Annotated in this window: 13 protein-coding genes; 3 read left to right on the forward strand and 10 right to left on the reverse strand. The window is 70.7% G+C overall.

The annotated features are described in order from the left end of the window. Positions 1-153: 153 nt before the first annotated feature. Both pruA and HZZ00_RS29630 read right to left on the reverse strand, forming a co-directional pair. Entirely contained in the window at positions 154-1,785 is a 1,632-nt protein-coding gene (pruA, locus tag HZZ00_RS29625; protein ID WP_146469419.1) for an L-glutamate gamma-semialdehyde dehydrogenase, read from the reverse strand. 38 nt (positions 1,786-1,823) lie between these two features. Beyond that, a complete protein-coding gene (locus tag HZZ00_RS29630; RefSeq protein ID WP_180329279.1) occupies positions 1,824-2,750 on the reverse strand; it encodes a proline dehydrogenase family protein in 927 nt (308 codons plus the stop codon). Between the two features lie 164 nt (positions 2,751-2,914). Between HZZ00_RS29630 and HZZ00_RS29635 the strand changes: the two genes are divergently transcribed. After that, on the forward strand, positions 2,915-4,261 hold the full coding sequence (locus HZZ00_RS29635; RefSeq protein ID WP_180329280.1) for a CdaR family transcriptional regulator: 1,347 nt from the start codon (positions 2,915-2,917) through the stop codon (positions 4,259-4,261). A 37-nt stretch (positions 4,262-4,298) separates the two neighbouring features. Here HZZ00_RS29635 and HZZ00_RS39290 read toward each other — a convergent pair whose 3' ends face one another. After that, on the reverse strand, positions 4,299-5,060 hold the full coding sequence (locus tag HZZ00_RS39290) for a helix-turn-helix domain-containing protein (protein WP_180329281.1): 762 nt from the start codon (positions 5,058-5,060) through the stop codon (positions 4,299-4,301). Between the two features lie 230 nt (positions 5,061-5,290). Between HZZ00_RS39290 and HZZ00_RS29645 the strand changes: the two genes are divergently transcribed. After that, entirely contained in the window at positions 5,291-5,962 is a 672-nt protein-coding gene (locus HZZ00_RS29645) for a DUF4097 family beta strand repeat-containing protein (RefSeq protein ID WP_180329282.1), read from the forward strand. A gap of 183 nt (positions 5,963-6,145) precedes the next feature. Here HZZ00_RS29645 and HZZ00_RS29650 read toward each other — a convergent pair whose 3' ends face one another. Together HZZ00_RS29650 and HZZ00_RS29655 are read right to left on the reverse strand one after the other, a co-directional pair. After that, positions 6,146-7,024: a hypothetical protein gene (locus HZZ00_RS29650; protein WP_180329283.1), complete on the reverse strand. Its 879-nt coding sequence runs from the start codon at positions 7,022-7,024 to the stop codon at positions 6,146-6,148. 140 nt (positions 7,025-7,164) lie between these two features. Continuing rightward, positions 7,165-7,737, reverse strand: coding sequence for a TetR/AcrR family transcriptional regulator (locus tag HZZ00_RS29655; RefSeq protein ID WP_180329284.1), 573 nt, complete (start codon positions 7,735-7,737; stop codon positions 7,165-7,167). A 98-nt stretch (positions 7,738-7,835) separates the two neighbouring features. Between HZZ00_RS29655 and HZZ00_RS29660 the strand changes: the two genes are divergently transcribed. Further along, positions 7,836-9,299, forward strand: coding sequence for an MFS transporter (locus HZZ00_RS29660; RefSeq protein ID WP_180329285.1), 1,464 nt, complete (start codon positions 7,836-7,838; stop codon positions 9,297-9,299). Between the two features lie 61 nt (positions 9,300-9,360). Here the strand turns inward: HZZ00_RS29660 and serA are convergent, their stop codons facing one another. The 5 genes from serA to HZZ00_RS29685 form a co-directional block, all read right to left on the reverse strand. After that, complete coding sequence (serA, locus tag HZZ00_RS29665; protein ID WP_180329286.1) at positions 9,361-10,950, reverse strand: phosphoglycerate dehydrogenase; 1,590 nt, start codon at positions 10,948-10,950, stop codon at positions 9,361-9,363. Between the two features lie 249 nt (positions 10,951-11,199). Continuing rightward, complete coding sequence (ilvC, locus tag HZZ00_RS29670) at positions 11,200-12,198, reverse strand: ketol-acid reductoisomerase (RefSeq protein WP_180329287.1); 999 nt, start codon at positions 12,196-12,198, stop codon at positions 11,200-11,202. A 129-nt stretch (positions 12,199-12,327) separates the two neighbouring features. Beyond that, on the reverse strand, positions 12,328-12,852 hold the full coding sequence (gene ilvN / locus HZZ00_RS29675; RefSeq protein WP_070023055.1) for an acetolactate synthase small subunit: 525 nt from the start codon (positions 12,850-12,852) through the stop codon (positions 12,328-12,330). A 22-nt stretch (positions 12,853-12,874) separates the two neighbouring features. Continuing rightward, complete coding sequence (locus HZZ00_RS29680; RefSeq protein WP_180329288.1) at positions 12,875-14,725, reverse strand: acetolactate synthase large subunit; 1,851 nt, start codon at positions 14,723-14,725, stop codon at positions 12,875-12,877. Positions 14,726-14,967: 242 nt separating this feature from the next. Next, a complete protein-coding gene (locus HZZ00_RS29685; protein ID WP_180329289.1) occupies positions 14,968-18,015 on the reverse strand; it encodes a bifunctional diguanylate cyclase/phosphodiesterase in 3,048 nt (1,015 codons plus the stop codon). Positions 18,016-18,024: the final 9 nt, after the last annotated feature.

Here is an 18,024-nt window from a genome sequence, read left to right on the forward strand (position 1 = left end):
CCGGGCGGTTGGCGGTCGAGTGCTTTACCGGCTGCGCGGCGGGGGCGAGTTGGGGAGGGACCCGCTCGTCACCGGGCCGCGGGGGCATGGAAACGGGCCGGGAAGCCTGCTCGGTGGCAGCCTTCCCGGCCCGTCGCTCGGGAGGGGCGGGGATCAGCCCATGTGCGGGTACGTGTAGTCGGTCGGGGCGACCAGGGCCTCCTTGATGGCGCGGGTCAGCGTCCAGCGCAGGAGGTTCTGGGGGGCACCGGCCTTGTCGTTGGTGCCGGAGGCGCGGCCGCCGCCGAAGGGCTGCTGGCCGACGACGGCGCCGGTCGACTTGTCGTTGATGTAGAAGTTGCCCGCGGCGAAGCGGAGCTTCTCCATCGTGTAGGCCGCCGCCGCACGGTCGTTGGCGATGACCGAGCCGGTGAGGGCGTAGTCGGAGACAGACTCCATCTGGGTCAGCATCTCGTCGTACTTGTCGTCCTCGTAGACGTACACGGCGAGGATCGGGCCGAAGTACTCGGTCGTGAAGACCTCGTTCTCCGGGTCGGTGCACTCGATGACGGTCGGGCGGACGAAGTAGCCGACCGAGTCGTCGTAGCTGCCGCCCGCGACGATGGTGCAGGTCGGGTCGGCCTTGGCGCGGTCGATCGCGGCCTTGTTCTTGGCGAAGGAGCGCTCGTCGATGACGGCGCCGATGAAGTTCGACAGGTCCGTCACGTCACCCATGGCGAGCGAGTCGACCTCGGCCGCGAACGCCTCCTTGAAGCCCGAGTTCCAGATGGAGGCCGGGATGTAGGCGCGGGAGGTGGCGCTGCACTTCTGGCCCTGGTACTCGAAGGCACCACGGGTCAGCGCGGTCTTCAGCACGGCGCGGTCGGCGCTCGGGTGGGCGACCACGAAGTCCTTGCCGCCGGTCTCGCCGACCAGACGCGGGTACGAGCGGTACTTCTCGATGTTGTTGCCGACCGTCTTCCACAGGTACTGGAAGGTCTTGGTCGAACCGGTGAAGTGGATGCCCGCGAGGTCGCGGTGCTCCAGGGCCACCTTGGAGACCTCGATGCCGTCGCCGGTGACGAGGTTGATGACGCCCTTGGGCAGACCGGCCTCCTCCAGCAGCTGCATCAGCAGCACGGCGGCGTGGGTCTGGGTCGGGGACGGCTTCCAGACCACCACGTTGCCCATCAGGGCCGGGGCGGTGGGCAGGTTGGCCGCGATCGCCGAGAAGTTGAACGGCGTGATCGCGTAGACGAAGCCCTCCAGCGGGCGGTGGTCCAGCCGGTTCCACACGCCCGGGGAGTTCGCCGGGGGCTGCTCGGCGAGGATCTGGCGGGCGTAGTGCACGTTGAAGCGCCAGAAGTCGACCAGCTCACAGGGGCTGTCGATCTCCGCCTGCTGGGCCGTCTTGGACTGGCCGAGCATGGTGGAGGCGGCGATCGTCTCGCGCCACGGGCCGGACAGCAGCTCGGCGGCGCGCAGGATGATCGCGGCGCGGTCGTCGAAGGACATCGCGCGCCAGGCCGGGGCGGCGGCCAGGGCGGCGTCGATCGCGTCCCGGGCGTCCTGCTGGGTGGCGTGCCGGCCGGTGCCGAGGACGGCCTTGTGGTTGTGCGGCTGCACCACCTGGAACGGCTCGCCGCCGCCCAGCCGCTTCTCGCCGCCGATGGTCATCGGCAGGTCGACCGGGTTCTCGGCCAGCTCCTTGAGCTTGGCCTCCAGGCGGGCGCGCTCGGGCGAGCCGGGGGCGTAGCCGTGCACCGGCTCGTTGACGGGGGTGGGGACCTGGGTCACAGCGTCCATGAGATCCGAACTCCTTGTACGTGAGCGGGTGGTGGGGCTCAGCCCTTGCTGACCATGCTGCGCAGGAAGAAGCGCAGGTTCGCCGGCTTCTCCGCCAGACGGCGCATGAAGTAGCCGTACCAGTCCGTGCCGTACGCCGTGTAGACGCGCATGCGGTGGCCTTCGGCGGCCAGTCGCAGGTGCTCGTCGCCGCGGATGCCGTACAGCATCTGGAACTCGTACTCGTCGAGCTTACGACCGGCCTTGTGGGCGAGCTCCTGTGCGATGGAGATCAGGCGCGGGTCGTGGGACCCGACCATCGGGTAGCCCTCGCCCTCCATCAGCGTCTTCAGGATGCGCACGTAGGCCTTGTCGATCTCGTGCTTCTGCTGGTAGGCGACCTCGGCGGGCTCCTTGTAGGCGCCCTTGACCAGGCGGACCCGGCTGCCGGCCTCGGCCAGGCGCTTGGCGTCGGCCTCGGTGCGGAACAGGTAGGCCTGGATCACGCAGCCGGTCTGCGGGAAGTCCTTCCGCAGTTCCTCGTGGATGGCGAACATCGAGTCGAGGGTGGTGTGGTCCTCGGCGTCCAGCGTCACGGTCGTGCCGATGGCGGCGGCGGCCTCGACGACGGGCCGGACGTTGGCGAGCGCCAGCTCGTGGCCGCCCTCCAGCGCCTGTCCGAACATCGACAGCTTCACCGACATCTCGACCTTCTCGCCGAGCTCCAGCTCCTTGAGGTGGTCGATCAGCGCCAGGTAGGCGTCGCGGGCGACCGTGGCCTGCTCGGGGGTGGTGATGTCCTCGCCGACGACGTCCATCGTCAGCTCCAGGCCCTTGCCCGTCAGGTCCTTGATGATCGGGACGATGTCGGACACCGTCTCCCCCGGGATGAAGCGGTCGACGACCTGCTTGGTCACCGGGGCCGCCGAGATCAGGCGTCGCATCCGGTCGCTGCGCGACGCGGCGAGAATCACGGGACCCAGCACGGGGCACCTCCACAGACAAGCACCGAAGAGGCCGTTGCCCGACGATTCGGGTACGGCACGGAGAACCACCGTGAAACCTACGGACCCTCGTGATCGTCAGCCATCGACAGCTGTCACGCATCCGTGCCCGAGATCTCAGACATCTGTATGAAGATGGCCGGAAAATGGGGGAGAATGCCCGAGTGGCGGCGGATTACAAGGGTGACTACCAGGAGCTGGTGGACGAGATCTCGGAGCTGCTGGGGGTCCCGGCGACCCTGGAGAACCGCGACTTCGAGCTGATCGCCTTCGGCGCGTACGACAGCGACGACGAGCTGGACGCGTCCGCGCTGGACCCGGTGCGCACCCGCTCGATCCTGACCCGGCGCTCCACGGCGACCGTGCGCTCCTGGTTCGAGGGCTTCGGCATCACCCGCGCGACCGGCCCGGTGCGCATCCCGCCGAGCCCCGAAGCCGGGGTCTACCGCGGCCGGATCTGTCTGCCGGTGCGCCACCGGGGCGTCGTCCTCGGCTACGTCTGGCTGCTCGACGGCGACCCGGGCCCGACGGACGCCCAGCTGACGGCGGCGATGCGGGTGGCCGGCCGGATCGGCGCGCTGCTCGCGGACGAGGCGGAGGCCGGGGCGGGGCTCAGCCGGGAGCTGCGGGCGGTGCTCACGGCGGAGAGCGGCTGGCAGCGGGACATGGCGGTGGCCGAACTGCGCACGGCGCTGGGGCCGCGGGCGGACGGCCCGCACACGCTGGTGTGTGTGGCCCCCTGGCCCTCCCCCGACCCGGACGACGCGCCGTCCGCCCGCTCCATCCCGCACGCGGCGGCGCTGTGCACGATTCCCTGGGGCGCGGCGGGGCAGAGCCTGGCGGTGCTGGTACGGCTCCGCTCCACGACGGTGGGCGCACCGGCGCTGGCGACGGCGGCGCGGGTGCTGGCGGAGGCGGAGGGCACGCGGGGCGCCACGGGGGCGAGGACGCGGGACCGCGCGGGCACGGGCGGCCGGGTGAAGGGTACGGCGGCGGCGCGAGGGGCCGGGGCCGCGGTGGCCGCGGCGGTGGCGGCCGGGATCGCCGGGGCGGGCGGCTTCGCGGCGGCCGCCGGGCCGACCGGTCCCGCCGCCGGTGTCGGCGAGCCGCGCACCGGCCTCGCCGAGCTGGGCACGGTGTGGCTGGAGGCCCGCGCGGCGGCGCGGGCGGCGCTGGCCGAGCCGCGCCTCGGGCCGGTCGCCGAGTGGCGGGGCATCGGGCCGTACCGCCTGCTGACCGCGCTTCCGCCGGAGTCCGCCCACGACCCGGCGGCGGGCGCCCTGCTCTCCCCCGCCCACCGGGAACTGGCCCGCACCGCCGAGGTCTACCTGGACTGCGCGGGCCAGGCGGGCCGCACGGCATCGGAACTGGGCATCCATCGCCAGACCCTCTACTACCGCCTCAACCGCGTGGAACAACTGACGGGCCTCGACCTGGACGACGGCGAGGACCGCCTGCTGCTGCACATGGCGTTGAAGAGGGCGCGGCTGTAGGGGGGACGGCGAGAGCCTTCGCGGATGACCGGAGCCGCTATGCGTCCCGGTCGCCGCGCGCCGCGCCTTCGCCGAGCCCCTGGGGGCTTTCGGGCCGCGTGTACAGAACCTCCCGTGCCTGTTCCGCCGCCCGGGTGATGCTCTCGGAGACGAAGTCCACGAAGCGGGCGACGTTTTCGAGGCGGGTGGCGGCCCGGGTGCCGGGGCCGAGGACGCCCACGCCCTGTCGTGCGACCTCGACGACCAGGGCGTTGGAGCGGGCGGCGGACATCATCGCCTGGTACCAGATGTCGTCGTCCACGAGATACCGCTCCCGGCGGCGTTCGTCGCGCTCGCGGCGCACCAGGCCCTGGCTGTCCAGGAAGGCGATCGCCTTGGACACGGACGCCGGGCTGACCTGGAGGCGCTGGACGAGTTCGGCGGCGGTGAGGCTGCCCGAGTCGGTGGTGTAGAGGCAGACCAGCACCCGCGCCATCATCTTGGGCAGCCCCGACTGGATGAAGACGTCGGCGAGTTTCTCCTCGTACGCGCGCACGGCCTGCGCGTCGCGCCCGTCGGGTCGCGCGGCCGTCTCCGTGTCCCGGGGCGCGCTCTGCCCGCGCCGGTGGGCGCGGCGCTCCGTGGCGCGGTGGGCCGCGTCCGCGCGGTAGGCGGTGGGGCCGCCGTTGCGCATGACCTCGCGGGTGATGGTCGACGTCGGACGGTCGAGGCGTCGCGCGATCTCCGCGTAGGCCAGGCCGTCGGCCAGTCCCAGCGCGATCCGCTGGCGTTCCTGCTGGGTGAGTCTGCCTCCCGGCATCCGCGCTCTTCTCCCTCACATCGGTGGTGCCCGGCCCGCAGCTTAGCGTTCAGCCCCAACCCATTGCAACGATCGACGAGTGCTCGTTGCATTAGCCCGGAGCGCCATTGCAATGAAATAGGCCATCTAGCCTGCGAGTTCAAGGATTCGTGGCGCTTAGGTCGTTGCCTGAATCGTGAATGCAACGTAGCGTTTCCATCACCGGAAACAAAGAAGCCAAGGAGTTCACGATGCAGAAGTTCGACACCCCCGCCCCCGTCTCCGTCGTCCTCGACATCCCCGCCGGACGCGTCCAGCTCATCGCCGCCGACCGGGCCGACACCACCGTCGAGGTCCGGCCGTCCGACGCCTCGAAGGGCCGGGACGTCAAGGCGGCGGAGCGGACCGAGGTGGCCTACGGCGACGGGGTGCTGCGGATCGAGGTCCCCGCGGCGGGCAACCGGATCCTCGGCCCGTCCGGCTCGATCGAGGTGACCGTCCAACTGCCCGCCGGCTCACGCGTCGAGGCGAAGACGGCCAGCGGCGAGTTCCGCGGCGTCGGGCGCCTCGGGGACGTCGTGTTCGAGGGCGCGCAGGGCACGGTCAAGCTGGACGAGACCGCGAGCGCTCGCCTCGCCCTCCAGGCCGGCGACATCTCGGTCGGCCGGCTGGGCGCCGACGCGGAGATCAGCACCCAGAAGGGAGACCTCCAGGTCACCGAGGCCATGGGCGGCACCGTCACCCTGCGCACCGAACACGGCGCCATCTCGGTCGGCGCCGCCCGCGGCGTCTCCGCGACCCTGGACGCCGGCACCTCCTACGGCCGTGTCCACAACACCCTGAAGAACGCCGAAGGCTCCGGCGCGGACCTGCACATCCACGCCACGACCGCCTACGGCGACATCACCGCCCGCAGCCTGTGACACCAAGGGAAGGAAGGCGTAGCGGATACCCGGGCGGGGCCCGCCCTGCCCGGCCCGCGAGCCGCCTGCCACGCCACCGGCTGCTCCGGCGTCGCGGGCCCTCTCGTCAGGAACGGCCTCTGCACCCAAGGTGCCGGGGCACCCACCACGTCCTACGCGCCTTCCTCGTTCTCTGCGGAGATCTCACCACGGCAAGGGGTCGGGACGGCGGTTCCACCACCAGCCGTGTGCTCCGGCGGTGCCCCTCACATGAGCCAGTTCCTTGCGGAGGAGGCCGCCGGTGTCATCAACCGTCAACTTGGCGAAGCGGGCGTCCAGGGAACCAAGGGCAGTGTCGAGCCACTCGCGGACATTCCCCGGAAGTTGACTGCGCATCCGCTCCAGCCCCTCCCGCGCGTCCAGCCGCTCGCCATAGAGATCGGACGGATACCAGCCGGATGGCGCCCAGGCCGCTTCCATCTGACGGACGAGTTTCTCCCAAGCGCCCAGAGCGCTGGTCGCCTTCCAGAACGGTGTGCCGGGAGTACTCGTCTCCTCGCCATACATGCGGTGCAGGTGCTCGGCGAAATCATCGCTCAGCGGAGTGGCGATTTTCGCTTCGCGGACCACCTCAGGGATACGGGCGACTGTGACCTGCGGAAGTCGATCGACGCGGTCCTCGATTCTGTCTATCGTGTAGCGAATTTCTTCTTCATCGGACTCGTAGAGACGTGCCCGCGTAACAAGGCCGGACTCGGTGACCAACCAATAAGCACTCGGCAGCTCTTCTTCGGCGGGGAAGAGAACAATGGCACCAGCCGCCCGGGCGAAAGCAGAAGCCAGTTCGCGCTCGCTGGGCTGCGGCTGTACAGACTCTTGGACGTAGATGTCAAGAGACGTAGCCAGGTCCCCCCGGACGGTCGCCTTATCGCACAAGACCGAGGCATCCCAGTTGCGCGCATCCTGGTCGGTGTCGTCATCGGCGGCATCCACCTCTTGCCTGCCCACACGCAGACACTGTGCGAGTGCCGCCGCGATGACGTCGAGAGGCAGGGACTCGACGGTTAGGAGGTTGTACGTCATGGTGGGTAGGTCCCGTTGTAGATGTCCAGAGCCTTTTGCACGACTCCTGGGTTGTCTGTGAAGCGACCCACGCACCAACCGGCTCCAGCAGGCTTACCCAAGCCCGATGCGGCACTCGCCCACAGAACAGCCGCCTGGTGTCAGCTGCGATTCGCCGCCGCCATCACCTGCCGCAACCCCTCCGTCAGCGCCTCCGCGTCCGGGGCGGTCTTCGGGTCGAAGGTCCACTGGGAGATCAGGCCCGTCATCAGGGTCACGTAGAAGCGGCCGAGGGTGTCGGCGGTCCCGTCCGAGACCTCCTCCTCCGCAACCCCCATCAGCAGTGAGACCAAGCCCCGGCCGGCCTCGCGCTGTGCGCGGGACAACTGGTCGCGCACCTCGGGCAGTTGATCGCCCATCGCGAGGATCTCCACGCTGAGCCGCCAGATCGAGCCCGGCTCGCGCAGGCTGTCGACGACGTTCGACCACACCTCGCGGAACCGCTCCAGCGAACCGGGGGCGGCGCTGATCCCCTCGCCGCCCTCCAGGGGCACGTCCTCCACCAGCGCGACGTACGCCTGCGCCAGCAGCGCGTCCTTCGAGCCGTAGTGGTAGCCGATGGAGGCCAGGTTCGTGCCCGAGGCCTTCACGATGTCGCGCGCCGTGGTCCGCGCGAACCCCTTCTCCAGCAGGCAGCGCTTCGCACCTTCGAGCAGATCCTCGCGATGTCCCATGCCGGGCAGCCTACCCCGCCTTCCATACAACCGTCTCAGACACATGACCTATACAAGCGTTCTAGACGTCTGTTTAAGACGTCCGTACATTGCCTGTCATGAAGCGTGAATGGACCGCCCTCTACGTGCTGATGCTGCCGCTGCTCCTGGTCTCGATGGATGTCTCGGTGCTGTACTTCGCCGCCCCGGCGATCAGCGCCGATCTGCACCCCACCGGCACCCAGCAGCTGTGGATCTTCGACATCTACGGCTTCTTGCTCGCCGGGCTGCTGATGACCATGGGGTCGCTCGGGGACCGGATCGGCCGCCGCAGGCTCCTGCTCATGGGCGCCGCCGCGTTCGGCGGTGCCTCGCTCCTCGCCGCCTGCGCCGACAGCGCCGCGACCCTGATCGCCGCCCGCGCGCTCCTCGGCGTCGGCGGGGCGACCCTGATGCCGTCGACCATGGCCCTGCTGCGCACGATGTTCACCGACCCGGCCGAACGCGCGAAGGCGATCGGCCTCTGGTCCGGCGTGATGACCGGCGGCGTGGCCCTCGGCTCGGTGATGAGCGGCATCCTGGTCGAGCACTTCTGGTGGGGCTCGGTGTTCCTGGTCAACCTGCCCGCGATGGGACTGCTGCTGGTGCTCGGCCCGGTGCTGCTGCCCGAGTCGAAGAACCCCTCCCCCGGCCCCTTCGACTGGCCGAGCGTGCCGCTGTCCCTGGCCGCCGTGCTCCCCGTGGTCTACGGCCTCAAGGAGATCCCCTCCGAAGGCTGGCACCCGCGGTACGTCGTCCCGGTCGCCGTCGGCCTGCTCTTCGCCGCCCTGTTCACGCACCGCCAGCGCACCCACGCCACCCCGCTGGTCCCGCCCGCCCTGCTGAAGGGCCGGGGGTTCGCCCCCGCCCTGGTGCTGAACCTCGTCGCGTCGCTGGCCATGATGGGCTCGGCCGTCTTCACCACGCAGTACCTCCAGTCGGTGCTGGGCAAGAGCCCGCTCTCGGCCGCCCTGTGGAGCCTGCTGCCCTCGGTGTTCATCGGCGTCGCCGGTCCCCTCACCGCACGGCTCGTGCGGCGGGGCGTCGACCGGGGGTATGTCGTCGCGGGCGGCTTCGCCGCGATGGCGGGCGGCTTCGCGCTGCTCGCCCTGCTCGGCACCGACTCGCTGTGGCTGGTGCTGGCCGGGGCCGGCGTGCTGGCCTGCGGGATGGTCGCGGTCATGTCCCAGCTGACCGACCTGGCCATGAGCGGCGCCCCGGTGGAGCGGGCCGGTACCGCCTCCTCCCTCCTGGAGACCAGCGCGGAGTTCGGCGGGGCGCTCGGAATGGCGGTCCTCGGGTCGATCGGTACGGCGGTCTACCGGCACCGGATGCCGGGCACGGCTCCGGCGGGGGCCCGCGAGACCCTCGGCGGCGCGCTCGCCACCGTCACCCGGCTGCCCGGCGAGGCGGGGCAGTCCCTGCTCGCCGCCGCCCGGCAGGCGTTCACCACCGGGATGCGGGACGCCGCGCTGGCGGGGGCGGTGCTGCTGGTGCTGGCCGCGGTGGGGGCGGCCGTGACCCTGCGGAAGACCGAGGGGTAGCGGACGCGCGAACGCCGGACGGGCCGAGGAAGACCTCGGCCCGTCCGGCGTTCGGGGATGCTCAGACCAGGTTCACCGAGCGGGCGGACGTCGCCCCGATCTCCTCGGCGACCTCGGCCAGCACGGCGGCCGTCACCGTGTCGTCCACGGTGAGGACGGCCAGCGCCTCGCCGCCCACCGTGGCGCGGGCGACCTGCATGCCGGCGATGTTCAGGCCCGCCTCGCCGAGGATGCGGCCGACGGTGCCGACGACACCGGGACGGTCCTCGTAGCGCAGGACGACCATGTGGTCGGCGAGGGCGAGGTCGACGTCGTACTCGCCGACCGCCACGACCTTCTGGACGTGCTTGGGGCCGGCCAGCGTGCCGGAGACCGACACCTCCTCGCCGGTGCCGAGCGTGCCGCGCACGGTCACCACGTTGCGGTGCTCGGTGGCCTCGGAGCTGGTGGTGAGGCGGACCTCGACACCACGCTCCTGGGCGAACAGCGGGGCGTTGACGTACGACACCGTCTCGTCCACGACGTCCTCGAACACGCCCTTGAGGGCGGAGAGTTCGAGCACCTTCACGTCGTGCTGGGTGATCTCGCCGTAGACCTCGACGTCCAGCCGGACCGCCACCTCGCCGGCCAGCGCGGTGAAGATGCGGCCGAGGCGCTCGGCGAGCGGGAGGCCGGGCTTGACGTCCTCGGCGATGACACCGCCCTGCACGTTGACCGCGTCGGGCACCAGTTCGCCGGCGAGCGCGAGGCGCACCGACTTGGCGACCGCGATGCCCGCCTTCTCCTGGGCCTCGTCGGTGGAGGCACCCAGGTGCGGGGTGCACACGACCTGGTCCAGCTCGAACAGCGGGGAGTCGGTGCACGGCTCCTTGGCGTAGACGTCGAGGCCGGCGCCGGCGACGCGGCCCTCCTTCAGCGCCGCGTACAGCGCCGCCTCGTCCACGATGCCGCCGCGCGCGGCGTTGACGATGCGCACGCTCGGCTTGACCTTGCGCAGCGCCTCGTCACCGATGAGGCCCAGGGTCTCGGGGGTCTTGGGCAGGTGGACGGTGATGAAGTCGGAGACCTCCAGCAGCTCGTCCAGGGAGACCACCTTGACGCCCATCTGGGCGGCGCGCGCGGGCTGCACATAGGGGTCGTAGGCGACGACCTTCATGCCGAAGGCGGACATGCGCTGCGCGACCAGGGCGCCGATGCGGCCGAGGCCGACGACACCGAGGGTCTTCTCGGCCAGCTCCACGCCCGTGTACTTGCTGCGCTTCCACTCGCCGTTCTTCAGCGCGGCGTTCGCCTGCGGGATGTTGCGGGCGGTGGACAGCAGCAGACCGCAGGCCAGCTCGGCGGCGGTCACGATGTTCGAGGTCGGGGCGTTGACGACCATCACGCCGGCCTTGGTGGCGGCGGAGACGTCGACGTTGTCCAGGCCGACGCCGGCGCGGGCGACGACCTTCAGCTTCCTGGCGGCGGCGATGGCCTCGGCATCGACCTTGGTCGCGGAACGGATCAGGATCGCGTCGACTTCGGCGATGGCGGGCAGCAGCTCAGCCCGGTCGGCTCCGTTGCAGTGCCGGATCTCGAAGTCCGGGCCGAGGGCGTCGACGGTCGCGGGCGAAAGCTCTTCGGCGATGAGTACGACGGGTTTCGAGCTCACGTGGGTCCTCACAAGTCCAATGCGGACGGCCGTCCCGACGGCCGCTGGCGGAGGGGTGCTAGCCGCGTGGAAGACGCACGACGCTGTGGGCCTGACGCGTTTGTTGTCAGCAGTCTAGTGGCGCCGCGGTCGTCGGTTTGCGCCGCTGCGGAAGGATCACCCGGACGGGGAACTCCATTGTGGAGTCATACCGGGAGGTCGTGGCGAAAGGGGGCCGGAGCAGCATGCCCCGGCCCCCTGACATGAGGCTTACGCCTCCTCGTTCACCCAGCTCATCAGCTGGCGCAGCTGCTTGCCCGTGGTCTCCAGCAGGTGCTCGGAGTCCTGCTTCTTGTACTCGTTGTACTTCTTCAGGCCGCCGTGGTACTCGTCCATCCAGTTCTTGGCGAAGGTGCCGTCCTGGATCTCGGCGAGGATCTTCTTCATCTCCGCCTTGGTGGCGTCGGTGATGATGCGCGGGCCGGTGACGTAGTCGCCCCACTCGGCGGTCTCGGAGATGGACCAGCGCATCTTCTCCAGGCCGCCCTCGTACATGAGGTCCACGATCAGCTTCAGCTCGTGCAGGCACTCGAAGTAGGCGATCTCCGGCTGGTAGCCGGCCTCGGTCAGGGTCTCGAAGCCCGCCTTGACCAGGGCCGCGGTGCCACCGCACAGCACGGCCTGCTCGCCGAAGAGGTCGGTCTCGGTCTCCTCGGTGAAGGTGGTCTTGATGACGCCGGCGCGGGTGCCGCCGATGCCCTTGGCGTACGACAGGGCCAGCGCGAAGGCGTTGCCGGAGGCGTCCTGCTCGACGGCGGCGATGCAGGGCACGCCGCGGCCCTCCTCGTACTGGCGGCGGACCAGGTGGCCCGGGCCCTTGGGGGCGACCATGCAGACGTCCACGCCGGCCGGGGGCTTGATCAGACCGAAGCGGATGTTGAAGCCGTGGCCGAAGAACAGGGCGTCGCCGTCCTTCAGGTTGGCGGCGATGGACTCCTCGTAGACCTGGGCCTGGATCGGGTCCGGGACCAGGATCATGATGACGTCGGCCTCGGCGGCGGCCTCGGCCGGGGTGACCACGCGCAGGCCCTGCTCCTCGGCCTTGACCTTGGACGTGGAGCCCTCGTGCAGACCGACCCGGACGTCGACACCGGAGTCGCGCAGCGACAGGGCGTGCGCGTGACCCTGGCTGCCGTAGCCGATGACCGCGACCTTGCGGTTCTGGATGATGGACAGGTCGGCGTCAGCGTCGTAGAACAGCTCGGCCACTTTGGGTTCTCTCCCTATGTGTGCAGGTGGTGCGTCCCACCGTATGCCGGTGAGCGGTGAGGTGGTTCGGGGGTCTCGGCATACGGGCGGCGATGATCGGGAGCCGCCCGTACGCGGTCGTGCTCGGTCTTACGCGGACCGGTCGAGGGCGCGCAGCGATCGGTCCGTGATGGAACGGGCGCCGCGGCCGATCGCGATGGTGCCGGACTGGACCAGCTCCTTGATGCCGAACGGCTCCAGCATCTTGAGCATGGCGGACAGCTTCTCGCTGGACCCGGTGGCCTCGATGGTCACGGCCTCCGGGGAGACGTCCACGGTCTTGGCGCGGAACAGCTGGACGATCTCCACGATCTGGGAGCGGGTCTCGTTGTCCGCGCGGATCTTCACCAGGACGAGTTCGCGCTGGACGGCCTGTGCCGGGTCCAGCTCGACGATCTTCAGCACCTCGACGAGCTTGTTGAGCTGCTTGGTGACCTGCTCCAGCGGCAGTTCCTCGACACCGACCACGATGGTGATGCGGGAGATGTCGGGGTGCTCGGTGACGCCCACCGCGAGCGAGTCGATGTTGAAGCCGCGGCGGGAGAACAGGGCGGCGATGCGGGCCAGGATGCCCGGCTTGTTCTCCACCAGGACGGAGAGCGTGTGCTTTGACATGGTCTTCCTACGTCTCTCTCGCTCAGTCGTCTTCGCTGTCGCCGAAGTCGGGGCGGACGTCCCGGGCGGCCATGATCTCGTCGTTGGAGGTGCCGGCGGCGACCATCGGCCACACCATGGCGTCCTGGTGGACGATGAAGTCCACGACGACCGGGCGGTCGTTGATGGAGTTGGCCTCTTCGATGACCTTGTCCAGGTCCTCCGGGCGCTCGCAGCGCAGGCCCACGCAGCCCATGGCCTCGGCCAGCTTCACGAAGTCCGGCACCCGCGTGCCCCGGGCCTCGGGGTTCACGTCGTCCGGGCCGCTGTGCAGGACGGTGTTGGAGTAGCGCTGGTTGTAGAAGAGGGTCTGCCACTGGCGGACCATCCCGAGGGCGCCGTTGTTGATGATGGCGACCTTGATGGGGATGTTGTTCAGGGCGCAGGTGGTCAGTTCCTGGTTGGTCATCTGGAAGCAGCCGTCGCCGTCGATCGCCCAGACGGTCCGCTCGGGCCGGCCGGCCTTGGCGCCCATGGCGGCCGGCACCGCGTAGCCCATGGTTCCGGCGCCGCCGGAGTTCAGCCAGGTGGCGGGGTGCTCGTACTGGATGAAGTGCGCGGACCACATCTGGTGCTGGCCGACGCCCGCCGCGAAGATGGTGCCCTCGGGGGCGAGCTGTCCGACGCGCTCGATCACGGCCTGGGGGGACAGCGAGCCGTCCTCGGGCTGGTCGTACCCGAGCGGGTAGGTCTCGCGCCAGCGGTTGAGGTCCTGCCACCAGGCGCTGTAGTCGCCCTTGTGGCCCTCGCTGTGCTCCTTCTGCACCGCCTGGACCAGGTCGGCGATGACCTCGCGGGCGTCACCGACGATCGGCACGTCGGCCTCGCGGTTCTTGCCGATCTCGGCCGGGTCGATGTCGGCGTGGACGATCTTGGCGTACGGGGCGAAGCTGTCCAGCTTGCCGGTGACGCGGTCGTCGAAGCGGGCTCCGAGGGCGACGATCAGGTCGGCCTTCTGCAGCGCGGTGACGGCGGTGACCGCACCGTGCATGCCCGGCATTCCCACGTGCAGCGGGTGGCTGTCGGGGAACGCGCCGAGCGCCATCAGGGTGGTGGTGACGGGCGCTCCGGTGAGTTCGGCGAGGACCTTCAGCTCGGCGGTGGCCCCCGCTTTGATGACACCGCCGCCGACGTAGAGGACGGGCCGCCGGGCGGCGGTGATCAGCTTGGCGGCCTCGCGGATCTGCTTGGCGTGCGGCTTGGTGACCGGACGGTAGCCGGGCAGGTCCATGACCGGCGGCCAGGAGAAGGTCGTCTTCTTCTGGAGGGCGTCCTTGGCGATGTCGACGAGGACCGGGCCGGGCCGGCCGGTGGAGGCGATGTGGAAGGCCTCCGCGATCACCCGCGGGATGTCCTCGGCCTTGGTCACCAGGAAGTTGTGCTTGGTGATCGGCATGGTGATGCCGACGATGTCCGCTTCCTGGAAGGCGTCCGTGCCGATCGAGGAGGAGGCGACCTGACCGGTGATGGCGACCAGCGGGACCGAGTCCATGTGCGCGTCGGCGATGGGGGTGACCAGGTTGGTGGCGCCCGGGCCGCTGGTCGCCATGCAGACCCCGACCTTGCCGGTGGCCTGGGCGTAGCCGGTGGCCGCGTGGCCCGCGCCCTGCTCGTGGCGGACCAGGACGTGGCGCACCCGGGTGGAGTCCATCATCGGGTCGTACGCCGGGAGGATCGCGCCGCCGGGAATGCCGAACACCGTGTCCGCGCCGACCTCCTCAAGGGAGCGAATGAGGGACTGCGCGCCCGTGACGTGCTCGACGGGGGCGGAGTGCTGTCCTCCGGATCGGGGCCGGGGCTGCGGATGGTGGGCCCCGGTGGCCTGCTCGGTCATCGGCTTCTCTTCTCGATGCTGAGGTTTTTGCGAGGTTCGGGCGGAGTTCGTGTGCCGCACGAGGGTCACTCGTGCAACAAAAAACCCCTCGTGCCGTAAGGCAAGCGAGGGGAGCGCGCCGGTGAGGGTCGCTGGGGATTCCGGATCGCCTTCCGGTGGGTCCCAGCTCAGCCGACGCGCTGTCCAAGTACGAGAATTCGGGTGCGCATAGAACTGACCCTCCACCCGGCACACACCACGTGTCAAGTAGGTGGGACGGGAGTCTCAGAATGTGAGCGAAGGGCACTGCCGCCTCCGAAAACAGCGGGTACTCCTCCGGTGTACACCCCCGCGGCGCCCTTCGCGCCGAGACGCCCCTGCATGTCTCTCGCCCGGCCCGCGAACGCCGGTTCGGCCGACGCGTGCGGCACCGCACAGGGCCCGGCGCCGAGCGTCCGGCGCAGCCGGTACTCGTCCAGCGGCCCGGAGAAGGCCATGCCGGTGCCGTGCGTGCAGCCCATCGCGCGCAGTGCCACCGCCTGTTCGGGCAGGTCCACACCCTCGGCGACCGACTGGAGCCCGAGGTCGCCGGCGATCCGCAGCAGCCCGCTGGTGATCTTGTGCAGCCGGGCGGACTCCACCACGCCGTCGACCAGGCTCCGGTCGAGCTTGAGGATGTCCACGGGCAGCCGTCGCAGGGCGGTGATGGCCGCCTGACCGCTGCCGAAGCCGTCCAGCGCGATGCGCACCCCGAGCCGGTTCAGCGCGGTCAGCCGCCGCTCCAGCTCGTCCAGACCGAGCCCGGGGTCGGTGTCGGACAGCTCGACGACCAGCGCCCCGGGCGGCAGCCCGTGCCGGGTCAGCAGCGCCTCCACCGAGCCCGGCGGCAGCGAACGGTCCAGCAGCCGCCGGGCACTCATCCGCACCGCCACCGGTACGACGAGCCCGCTCGACGCCCGTTCGGCGGCCTGTGCGACGGCCTCCTGGAGGATCCAGCGGTCCAGCTCGGCGGTCTTGTCGCCGTCCTCCGCCACCCGCAGGAACTCCGCCGGGGTGAACAGCACGCCCTGCGAGGAGCGCCAGCGGGCCTGCGCGCCGACCGCCGTGATCCGGCCGTCCTCAAGGCGCACCACCGGCTGGTGCAGCAGCGTGAACTCTCCGTCGTGCAACGCGGCGCGCAGCCGGTTGGCCAGCTCCGCCTTGCGTACGACGTCCTGCTGCATCTGCGGCCGGTACAGCTCGACCCGGCCCTTTCCGGCCGATTTCGCGCGGTACATCGCGAGGTCGGCGTTGCGCAGCAGCTCCCCCGCGCCGAGGCCGGGCTCGGCGAAGGCGACCCCGATGGAGGCGTTGACCCGGACGTCCCTGCCGTCGATCGCGTACGGCTGGGAGAGGGTCGTCCTGAGCCGGTCGGCCAGCTCCAGGATGTTGCGCTCCCGGGCTTCCCGGTCGTGGGTGCCGTCCCCGACGATCAGGGCGGCGAACTCGTCACCGCCCAGCCGGGAGGCGGTGTCGCCCTGGCGGACCGCGTCCTGGAGCCTCCGGGCGGCCTGGATCAGGAGTTCGTCGCCGGCCTGGTGCCCGATGGTGTCGTTGACGGCCTTGAAGCCGTCGAGGTCGATGAAGAGCACCGCCGTACCGCGCAGGGCGTCGCCCCGGTCGGTGGCCCGGCGCCCGGACAGCGCCTGCTGGACGCGCCGGGTGAACAGGGCGCGGTTGGGCAGGTCGGTGAGCGGGTCGTGCTCCGCGTTGTGCTGCAACTGGGCCTGGAGGCGCACCCGTTCGGTGACGTCCCGGCTGTTGAAGATCAGCCCGCCGTGGTGCCGGTTGACGGTGGACTCGACGTTCAGCCAGCCGCCGTCGCCGGAGCGGAAGCGGCACTCGATGCGGGTGGTCGGCTCCTCCGCCGGGCTGGCGGCGAGGAAGCGGCGCACCTCGTGCACCACACAGCCCAGGTCCTCGGGGTGGATCAGGGCGGCCAGCTCGGTGCCCACCAGGTCCTCGGCGGGGCGGCCGTACACCCCGGCGGCGGCCGGGGAGACGTAGCGCAGTATGCCGTTGGGCGCGGCGATCATGATGACGTCGCTCGACCCCTGCACCAGGGAGCGGAAGTGGTTCTCCTTCTGCGCCAGTTCCTGGGTGAGGGTGATGTTGTCCAGCAGCATGATGCCCTGGCGGATCACCAGCGCGAGCACGACGCAGCCCGCCGTGATCAGCACCACGTGATCGGGTCTGCGGCCGTTGAGGACGTTGTACAGGATGCCCAGGGTGCACACGGCCGCGGCGAGGTACGGGGTGAGCGCGGCGAGCGAGCCGGTGAGCGGCCGGCCCGCCGGATAGCGGCCGTGCTCGGCGCCCGGCACCGGCGCGAGGCCCGGGTGGTGGCCGGTCGCGCGCGGGCCCCGCGACTGCTCGGGGATCGCGCGGGCGTGCTCCTCCACCGCCTCGGCCCGCGGCGTGCTCCCGGGCCGGGGCGCGGCCCAGGGGGCGTAGGCGAGCAGCAGCGAGCCGGCGAACCAGCCCGCGTCCAGCAGTTGTCCGGAGCGGTAACTGCTGTGCAGCAGCGGCGAGGTGAACAGCGCGTCGCACATCACGGTCAGGGCGAGCGCGCCGATCGCGGTGTTCACCGCGGTGCGGTTGCCCGGGGCCCGGCGGAAGTGCAGCGCGAGCACCATGCTGACGAGGACGATGTCCAGCAGCGGGTACGCCAGCGACAGCGCGGTGTGCGCCACGCTCGGCCCGTCGAACCGGGCCGCCTGGGCGAGCGCGAGGCTCCACGAGAGGGTGAGCAGCGAGCCGCCGATCAGCCAGGCGTCCAGCCCGAGGCAGATCCAGCCGGCCCTGGTCACCGGCCGTTTGGCGAGCACCAGCAGACCGACGATGGCGGGCGGCGCGAAGCACAGGAAGAACAGATCGGCGTACGACGGGCTGGGCACGGGCCGGCCGAGCACGACCTCGTACCACCCCCAGACCGCGTTGCCGAGGGAGGCCATGGTCGAGGACAGGCCGAACAGCAGCCAGGCCGAGCGGAAGCGCACCCGGCGGCCGCGGGCGTACAGGAAGCAGGAGACGGCCGCGATCCCGGCCGCGGCGCTGAGCCCGAAGTCGCCCATGACCAGGGCGATCTCGTCCGTGCCCCAGTCGAACGCGGCGCCGACGGCGTACGCCGCGCAGACCAGGGCGAGGACGAGTTGTTCGGTGGCGCGGACGCGTTCGGAGCGGACCGGTCCGCACGGCTCCGGGTCCTGCTGCGGGTGCGGTGCGCGCACCTCTTCGTCGACGGTGGTGGTCACCGTGGTCGGCGCGTTCACCGGGGCCTC

Origin of the sequence: Streptomyces sp. NEAU-sy36 (assembly GCF_013423905.1) — a bacterium.
GTDB classification, from domain to species: domain Bacteria; phylum Actinomycetota; class Actinomycetes; order Streptomycetales; family Streptomycetaceae; genus Streptomyces; species Streptomyces misionensis.